This is a genomic window from Phytoactinopolyspora endophytica (assembly GCF_004138495.1).
GTDB lineage: Bacteria > Actinomycetota > Actinomycetes > Jiangellales > Jiangellaceae > Phytoactinopolyspora > Phytoactinopolyspora endophytica.
In genome coordinates, this window is sequence record NZ_ML142853.1 from 214167 (window position 1) to 222187 (window position 8021).

Genomic DNA, 8021 nt, shown 5'->3' on the forward strand with positions numbered 1-8021 from the left:
CGGGTACCACATCGAACGGCGCCCCACGGGCGACGGCGCGTGGGAGTTCGCCGGTGAAGTGCCGGGCGACGAGACCACGTTCACCAGCACCGGTCTGTCGCCCGACACGTCGTACGAGCACCGCGTCTACGCCGTCGTCCACACCGAGCCTGGCCGGCCGTCGCGCGGCAGCGCCGCGTCCGACCCGGTGCAGGCGACGACCGCTCCGGCGGGCGACGGCGAGAACGACGACGCGCTCGCGCTCAACACGCTGTCAGGCCGTCCGGACACCGTGTCCGGCGGCGACGCGCTGGTGGAGGTGAACGTCGCCGAGGAGCTCGCGCTCGGCGACGTCGAGGTGACGGTCAACGGCCAGGACGTCACGTCCGAGCTCACCGTCGACGAGGACGCCCGCACCCTCATCGGGCTGGTCGACGGGCTCAATGTCGGGGACAACGTGCTCGCGGCGACCAGCGCCGAGGACCGGCAATCGACGCTCACCCTGGAAAACCATCCCGCCGAGGGGCCAGTGTTCTCCGGCCCGCAGCAGCAGCCGTTCGCGTGCGAGACCACGAAGTTCACCATGCCGGTGATCGGTGGGAACCTGGGTGCGCCGATCGACGAGAACTGCTCGATCCAACCACGGGTCGACTACGTCTACTCCACCGGCGACGGCGAGTACGCGCCGTGGCCGGACGGCGCGTCGTCGTATCCGGACGATCTGGCGACGACGGTCACCTCGGACGGTGAGGAGGCGCCGTTCATCGTGCGGATGGAGACCGGCACAGTCAACCGCTCGATCTACCAGACGGCCGTGCTGCACGACCCGCTCGAGGAACCCGAGCCGAGCTTCTCGACGCGACCGCAGGCATGGAACGGCGGGGCGATCTTCACGCTCGGCGGTGGGTGCACGAACGGCTGGTACCGGCAGGGGAACCGCACCGGTGGTGTGACGGACGAGTTCATGCTCGGCCAGGGGTATGCGGTGATGTCGTCGTCGCTGAACGTGTTCGGGGTGAACTGCTCGGACCTGACGGCGGCGGAGTCCGCCATGATGGTGAAAGAGGAGTTCGTCGAACGCTATGGTCCGGTCGACCACCTGATCGGCTTCGGATCGTCCGGCGGGTCATACCAAGGGCACCAGATCAGCGACAACTATCCCGGCATCTTCGACGGCATCGTCGTCGGCAACTCCTTCCCCGACGTCGCGTTCGGCACGGTACCGTTCATCACCGACGCGTGGCTGCTCGACACCTACTTCACGTCCACGGAGACCGAGTGGACGGAGGAACAGCAGCGCCGGGTCACCGGGTTCCAGACGTATGCCACGGCGCCGAACGTCGCCGGCGGGGCGCGGCGGATCTCGCCGACGTCGTTCTGCGGCATCGTGCCCTCCGACCAGCGGTACCACCCGGATGACAACCCGGACGGTGTGCGCTGCGGGGTCTACGACCACGCGGTCAACGTCTACGGCACCGACCCGGACACCGGGTTCGCCCGGCGCCCGCTGGACAACGTCGGCATCCAATACGGGCTACAGGCGCTCAACGACGGCGCCATCACCGTCGATCAGTTCCTCGACCTCAACGAGCACGTCGGCGGCTTCGACAACGACGCCAACATCCGCCCCGAACGCTCCGAGGCCGACCTCGACGCCGCCCGCATCGCCTACCAGACCGGGCGGCTGACCAACGGCGGCGGAGGACTCGCCGACATCCCGATCATCGACTACCGCCCGTACCGGGATGACAACCCGAACGGCGACATCCACGTCCGCTACCACACGTTCTCCATGCGGGAACGGCTGATGAAGGCCAACGGCACCACCGCCAACCACGTCAGCCTGCTGGAAGACTCACGCCACGGCGGGTTCAGCACCGACAGCCCACTGGTCAGCCACGCCATCACCCAGATGGACCAATGGCTGACCGGCATCACCGGTGACACGTCGGAGCGGCCACAGATCGACAAGATCACCGACGCCCGGCCGGCCGAGCTCGTCGAGGGCTGCAACACCCGCGACACCAACGCGGAATTCATCGCCCAACCACTGGACCGCGACCCCGACAGCGAATGCGAACAGCTCTACCCCTCGGCCTCATTCCCCCGCGAAGTCGCCGGCGAAAGCGTCGCCGCCGACATCATCAAATGCCAGCTCAAGGCACCCGACCCCGACGACTACGACGCCGACTTCAGCGACGAACAATGGCAACGACTCACCGACACCTTCACCGAAGGCGTCTGCGACTACACCAAACCAGGCCACGAACAACAAGGCCTCACCGGCACCTGGCTACGCTTCTGACATGATTCGACATCATCCCGCGCCGGTCAGCCATGGTCGAATGACCAAGCTGACCGGCAGGGTTGATGTAGAACATAGGAGGTTCAGATGACGGTCCACACACCGGCACCGACACAATTCGACAGCACCGTCTCGACCGATCAGCCGGCCGGCCCTGCGAGCACATCAATGGCCGAGCGGTACGAGCGCGACGGATTCGTCGTCCTCGACAAGGCGCTGAGCGACGACGAGGTCGAGCAGCTGCGGGCCGAAGCCCTGCGTATCTGCCGCGGCGAACTGGGCGAGATCAAGGGCAGCACCGACGCCGACTCGGCACTCTCCGACGACGAACTCATGCGCCGTTACCTGTGTATCCACTACCCGCACAAGCTCTCGTCGCTGATGCTCGACGCGATGCGTCACCCGGCCATTGTCGACGCGCTGACCCAGGTGATCGGGCCGGACGTCAAGGCGATGCAGTCGATGCTGTTCATCAAGGCCGACGGTAAGCCGGGCCAGGCCTGGCACCAGGACGAGTTCTTCATCCCCACCCGGGACCGCTCGCTCACGGCGGCGTGGATCGCGCTGGACGACGCGACCGTGGAGAACGGCTGCCTGTGGGTGCTGCCCGGCTCACACCAGCGCGGCGTGATCTACCCGAACCGGGAGCACGACGACCCTCGCTACGACTGCACGGTGGAGTCCTTCGACTTCCCCTACACCGACGACGACGCCGTCCCGGTGCAGATCCCGGCCGGCTCGGTACTGGTGTTCAACGGACATCTGCTGCACAAGTCGCTGCCGAACACGGCAAGCGGCGGGTATCGCCGGGCCCTGGTGAACCACTACATGAGCGCGTCGTCGCTGCTGCCGTGGGGCAAACCGGTGGAGGGCACGCCGATGGCGCAGGCAGACTTCCGCGACATCGTCATGGTGGCCGGCACCGACCCGTACGCCTACAAGGGTCTGGAGCAGATCCGTCGCGCCTACATCCGGCCCGACCGCGAGGGCGGCTGCGACCGATGACCCTTGCCCCCATGATCATCAACCGTCAGCCACACTATGAGCGGTTCAACGGTTGATGATCATGGGAGAGTCGACGATCGAGCTCGTTCCGCGGCTGGGGCCGACCGTGGCCGACTACCCGCCCGGATCCACCTTCGGTCCCCGGGACGCCCGTAGCTTCGAGTTCGTCTGGATCCTGCACGGCCGCGCCACGTGGTCCTGCGACGAGACCACGAACACCCTGGTCCCCGGCCAGTTGCTCCTGGTCCGCCCCGGCATGCGGGATTTCTTCCGCTGGGACCCGCATCGCTCGACGCGGCACGCCTACGTCCACTTCACACTGCCCGACGGCGCGTCGCCGCTGCCGCCACGTCGTGAGTGGCCGTTGACGCGTCAGCTCGACGAGGGCGGTGGCCCGATGGGATCGCTGTGCCAGTACCTGCTCTGGCTCGGAGAGGCGCAACCGCACGGCTGGCGCGAACGCGCCTGCGACGTGTTGTCGTTGTTGCTGCGGACATTCGTCGCCGGGCCGTTGCCCGGCCAGGAGGGCCCTCCCCTGCCGGCACCGCTCGAAGCGATGGCGGCACACGTCGCCGGTCACTGGTCGGACGGCGTCGCGCGGCCCGTTCCGCTGAACGAGCTCGCCACAGCCGCGTCGATCTCGACAAGCTCGCTGTGCCGCATCTTCCGGGATCGCTTCGGTGTCGGCCCCGTAGCCGCGCTGGAACTCGTCCGCTTGGCCCGCGCCGAGCCGCTGCTCTGGATGAGCAATCTGACACTCGAGTCCATCGCCAAGCAGTGCGGCTTCACCGACGCCTACCACTTCTCACGCCGGTTCAGGACCGTCTATGGAGTACCGCCCAGCGTCTTTCGCTCCGAGGCCCCGTCGGCGTCACGGCCGTCGCCGCTCGCCGACGCCGGGCTGCGGCCCCTCGAACGCCGGCTCCACGGCGCCGACAGCTGACGTCTACGCCGCGCGGCACCCGCGGAACACCCTGCGAACCACGGCGCACGCCCGCCTGCGGCCATCAGGATCCCCGCAGCACACACCGCCAACCGCGGCACACTCTGCTATCCGCGGCCACCAGGCTCTTCGCGGGGTCAGGCAGCACCCGTGTCACTGCCGCGGGTCCGCTCACGTTCAGGCGACAATGCGCGGGAATAGCATGTTGCCCGCTACCGTTGCCGCCAAGCGGCACCATGATTACGCGTTACCGGCGGGTGCGCCCACCGCCAACGACGAAGGAACCGGAATGACCAGCAACGACCCACCCGCCTCAGATGATTATGATCGCGCGGCCGAGCGGCCAGGCGAGGACGCAGCGGTAGACGCGCCCGCCGTCGAGACCGAGTCGGTGGCGACTGCACCGGCCGACGTCGAGCCGATCGAGTTCGGCAGCCGGCAGGGCCGCCTGATCATCACGGCGACGGTGCTCGCCTCCGGCGTGGCTTTCCTGGACAGCACGGTCGTCACCGTGGCGTTGCCCCGGATCGGAACGGACCTCGGCGCCGAGTTCTCCGCGCTGCAGTGGGTGCTCAACTCCTACCTGCTCGCGCTCGGGGCGCTCGTCCTAGTCGGCGGAGCGCTCGGGGATCTTCTCGGCCGCCGGCGGGTCTTCCTCATCGGGATGTGGGGATTCGGTGTCGCATCACTGCTCTGTGCTGTCGCATGGAGCCCGGGAGCGCTGATCGGTGCCCGAGCCTTGCAGGGTGTGTCCGCTGCGATGCTGACACCGACCAGTCTCGCCATCCTGTCCAGCACGTTCGCGTCGGAACACCGCGGCCGCGCGATCGGTGCATGGTCCGGGCTGTCCGGTGTGACCACCGCCATCGGCCCGTTCGTCGGCGGATGGCTGGTCGACGCGGCATCCTGGCGCTGGATCTTCCTGCTCAATCTGCCGTTGCTCGCCGGGGCCATCATCGTGACCCGGTCCGCGGTGCCCGCCGATCGGGGCGCCGGCTCGGGGCTGGCGCGGCGCGACGTGTTCACCCGTGTGGATCTGCCAGGAGCCGCACTCACCGCAACCGGGCTCGGGCTCGTCGTCGCGGCGTTGATCGAGGTGGAGCGGTTGCCAACCTGGGCCGTCCTCACATCAGTGCTGGCCGGTTCGGCGACCCTCGGCGGCTTCGCCCTCTACGAACGGTGGCGGACGCTGCCGATGATGCCGCCGGAGCTGTTCCGGATCCGGACCTTCTCGGTCGCCAACCTGTTCACCGTCGTCGTCTACGCCTCGCTCACCGGCATGGGCTTCCTGATCTCGCTGGCCCTGCAGCGCGGTCTGGGTTACTCGGCACTGGCCGCGGGGGCCTCGACCATCCCGCTGACACTGATGCTGCTGGCGTTCTCCGCCCGCGTCGGGGCGCTGCTGCCGCGCACCGGTGCCCGCCCGCTGCTGACCGCCGGCGGTGTGCTGACGGCCCTCGGCCTACTGTTGCTCTCCACCATCGACCTCGACACGACCTATCTCACCGGCGTGCTGCCAGGGGTCCTCGTGTTCGCCGTCGGCCTGGTGCTGCTGGTGGCACCGGTCACGACGACGGCGCTCACCGACGTCCCGGCGGCGCGGCAAGGCGTAGCGTCCGGGGTCAACAACGCCGTCGCACGGATCGCCGGGCTGCTGGCCGTCGCTGTGCTGCCGGCCGCGGCCGGATTGTCTTCCACCGGGGCCACCGATCCCGGCCCCCTGCTGGACGGTGTGTCCACCGCGTTGCGCATCGCCGCGGTGAGCTGCCTCGTCGGCGCCGTCATCGCGTGGATCGGGCTCCGCCCACGTGACTGCCGCCGGACACATGTCACGATCGCCGCATCTCAGTCCGGCCGTTAGACGCGTCGCAGGAGGGCGGCGTGGATACGCCGCCCTCCTCCGAGCCCAAGCACAGTGCGCTAGTCGAACAGATCGTCAATCGAATCCGCGGTAGCGGCTCGCTTGACCCAGGCGTCGAGCTCGTCGGCATCGGTGCATCCGGTGATCCGAATACGGATGTCGTCGGGCACGTCGATCCCACGGGCCGCGAGGACCGTCAAGAGCGTTCGTGCCTCGCCTCGCGCTTCACCTCGCGCCTCACCTCGCGCCTCACCTAGCGCTTCACCTTCGGCTCTGCCTTCTACGAGATACTGGTCTCTCAGACGGCGAAAGAACTCGGTCCTGAACTCCAGTTTGTGAGTACCTTCGGTGGTCATCTGTGCCTCCAAGTAACGCCGCGCCTCCTCAGGCAACGCGACCAGCATGGTTTCAGCGTACAAGAGTGCATGTTCGGTATCGAGGGAACCGAACACGGACATGACGGCGTCCAGCACGTCGCGACGCCGTCGGTCGCGCCCATGGGTCAGAGCGGAGAGCACGGCGATCTCTGGCGCACGCCGCGCATGCTCGGCAGTGTTGACGACAGGCACCAGATCCGGCCCGAGCACCAGCGGCATGACGATACTGCCAGGTCCGAGAGCAATGGGTTCCGCCGCCCATGTTGCTGTCGCCGACGTGGTGCACAGCACAAGCAGCACGACCGGGCTTCCATACCGCGCATGCAGCTTGGCCACATATGCCGGCCAGGATCTCCTCTTGCGGTCGTTCTTGTGCAGCTGAACCTCGACGACGACGGTCAGTGTCGGTCTCTCTTCGCCATCGTCGCTCTCGTCGGTGAAGGACAGGACCACATCGGCGCGCAGCTCCGCCGGGGCCAACGTGGTCACGTCGCCCGAGGCGACCCGTATGCGTTCGAACGATGGGACGGGTGCGTCAAGGGGCCCAGCCAATAGGTCAGCTGCCAACGACGGCTTGTCGCGGAACATCTCGACCAGGCTCTCATGCAAGGTCGAAAGCATGGCCGTTGAACCCTTCATACACGTCGATGTGCATGTGTTTATTTCTCATCGACTAAGTATGAAGGTCCCTGCTTGCGTTATCGTCTTGTTTCTCCACCGGCGAACCTCAGGCCCCGCGGCAACATTCGCCGGTCGCTCGATCATTCCTACGCCACGCAGACAGGGGTGCCGGTGACACAACTGGGGCCGCGCGTCCACCGCTCGGCGGTGAAGGCGCCCGGTGAGGAAGCATCGATGTGGCTGCCGGCTTCGCCGCTAACCCGGAACGCGGGGTTCCACGGGTGAGACGAATCCCTGTCGGCGCGGTCTCTACTCGAGCTCCTGGCCAGGCGTCCAGTACGTCCGGTCCACATGGAGCAGCGGAGTCGCTCCGGTCAGATCCCCCGGAGTCCGGACGACCCGGCCGATGGCAATGGTGTGGTCCCCGGCGTCGACCAACTGGTGTGGCTCGCACTCGACGGCCGCCACCCCGCCGGTCAACACGAGCTCGCCGGCGTGCGCACGCCGGGTGCCCCAGGCGGCGAAGTCATCCCGGTCGCCGGGATACCGGGACCTGGCGAAGTAGTGCGCCGCATCTACCTGATCCGCGGCCAGGAAAGTGAGCGACCACCCGTCGGCGACGAACAGCGCGTCGTGGATGAATCCGTCCTTCTTGACGCACACGAGCACCAGGGCGGGTTCCAACGAGACCGACGAGACCGCCGTGACCGTCAGCCCGCAGTCGCGCCCGATCGGATCGAGCACGGTCAAGATCGCCACGCCACCTGCGAGCCGCGCCATCGCGTCGCGGAACTGAGGGGCGTTCTCGGCACCGCTTCTGGACTGGGCCCCACCCGCGCGCGCAGCGACATGCTCGGTCATCGGTGTGCTCCCGGCTTCAGCGGATCCGGCCTGGACGGCATGTAGCGACGCTGGTACCTCGGGCTCATC

The 8021-nt window shown here is 67.7% G+C and carries 6 protein-coding genes; 4 read left to right on the forward strand and 2 right to left on the reverse strand.

Annotated elements, in window-relative coordinates:
* From ELR45_RS11825 to ELR45_RS11840, 4 genes are all read left to right on the forward strand, one after another.
* Window positions 1–2284, forward strand: a 2284-nt coding sequence (locus tag ELR45_RS11825) for a DUF6351 family protein (protein WP_165367694.1), incomplete at its 5' end; no start/stop codon positions are given.
* An 87-nt stretch (window positions 2285–2371) separates the two neighbouring features.
* Window positions 2372–3289, forward strand: a complete 918-nt coding sequence (locus ELR45_RS11830; RefSeq protein WP_205856446.1) for a phytanoyl-CoA dioxygenase family protein — start codon at window positions 2372–2374, stop codon at window positions 3287–3289.
* A 61-nt stretch (window positions 3290–3350) separates the two neighbouring features.
* A complete protein-coding gene (locus ELR45_RS11835; RefSeq protein WP_165367695.1) occupies window positions 3351–4232 on the forward strand; it encodes a helix-turn-helix domain-containing protein in 882 nt (293 codons plus the stop codon).
* A 289-nt stretch (window positions 4233–4521) separates the two neighbouring features.
* Window positions 4522–6093, forward strand: coding sequence for an MFS transporter (locus ELR45_RS11840; RefSeq protein WP_165367696.1), 1572 nt, complete (start codon window positions 4522–4524; stop codon window positions 6091–6093).
* A 59-nt stretch (window positions 6094–6152) separates the two neighbouring features.
* Here ELR45_RS11840 and ELR45_RS11845 read toward each other — a convergent pair whose 3' ends face one another.
* Together ELR45_RS11845 and ELR45_RS11850 are read right to left on the reverse strand one after the other, a co-directional pair.
* Entirely contained in the window at window positions 6153–7091 is a 939-nt protein-coding gene (locus tag ELR45_RS11845; protein ID WP_129666196.1) for a hypothetical protein, read from the reverse strand.
* A gap of 309 nt (window positions 7092–7400) precedes the next feature.
* The coding region (locus ELR45_RS11850) for a flavin reductase family protein (protein ID WP_205856447.1) at window positions 7401–8021 on the reverse strand (621 nt) is incomplete at its 5' end.

Bases quoted from the DNA above. Each gene is read 5' to 3' on its own strand.
- ELR45_RS11830 (WP_205856446.1), top strand. From the start codon at position 2,372: ATGACGGTCCACACACCGGCACCGACACAATTCGACAGCACCGTCTCG.
- ELR45_RS11835 (WP_165367695.1), top strand. From the start codon at position 3,351: ATGGGAGAGTCGACGATCGAGCTCGTTCCGCGGCTGGGGCCGACCGTG.
- ELR45_RS11840 (WP_165367696.1), top strand. From the start codon at position 4,522: ATGACCAGCAACGACCCACCCGCCTCAGATGATTATGATCGCGCGGCC.
- ELR45_RS11845 (WP_129666196.1), bottom strand. From the start codon at position 7,091: ATGCTTTCGACCTTGCATGAGAGCCTGGTCGAGATGTTCCGCGACAAG.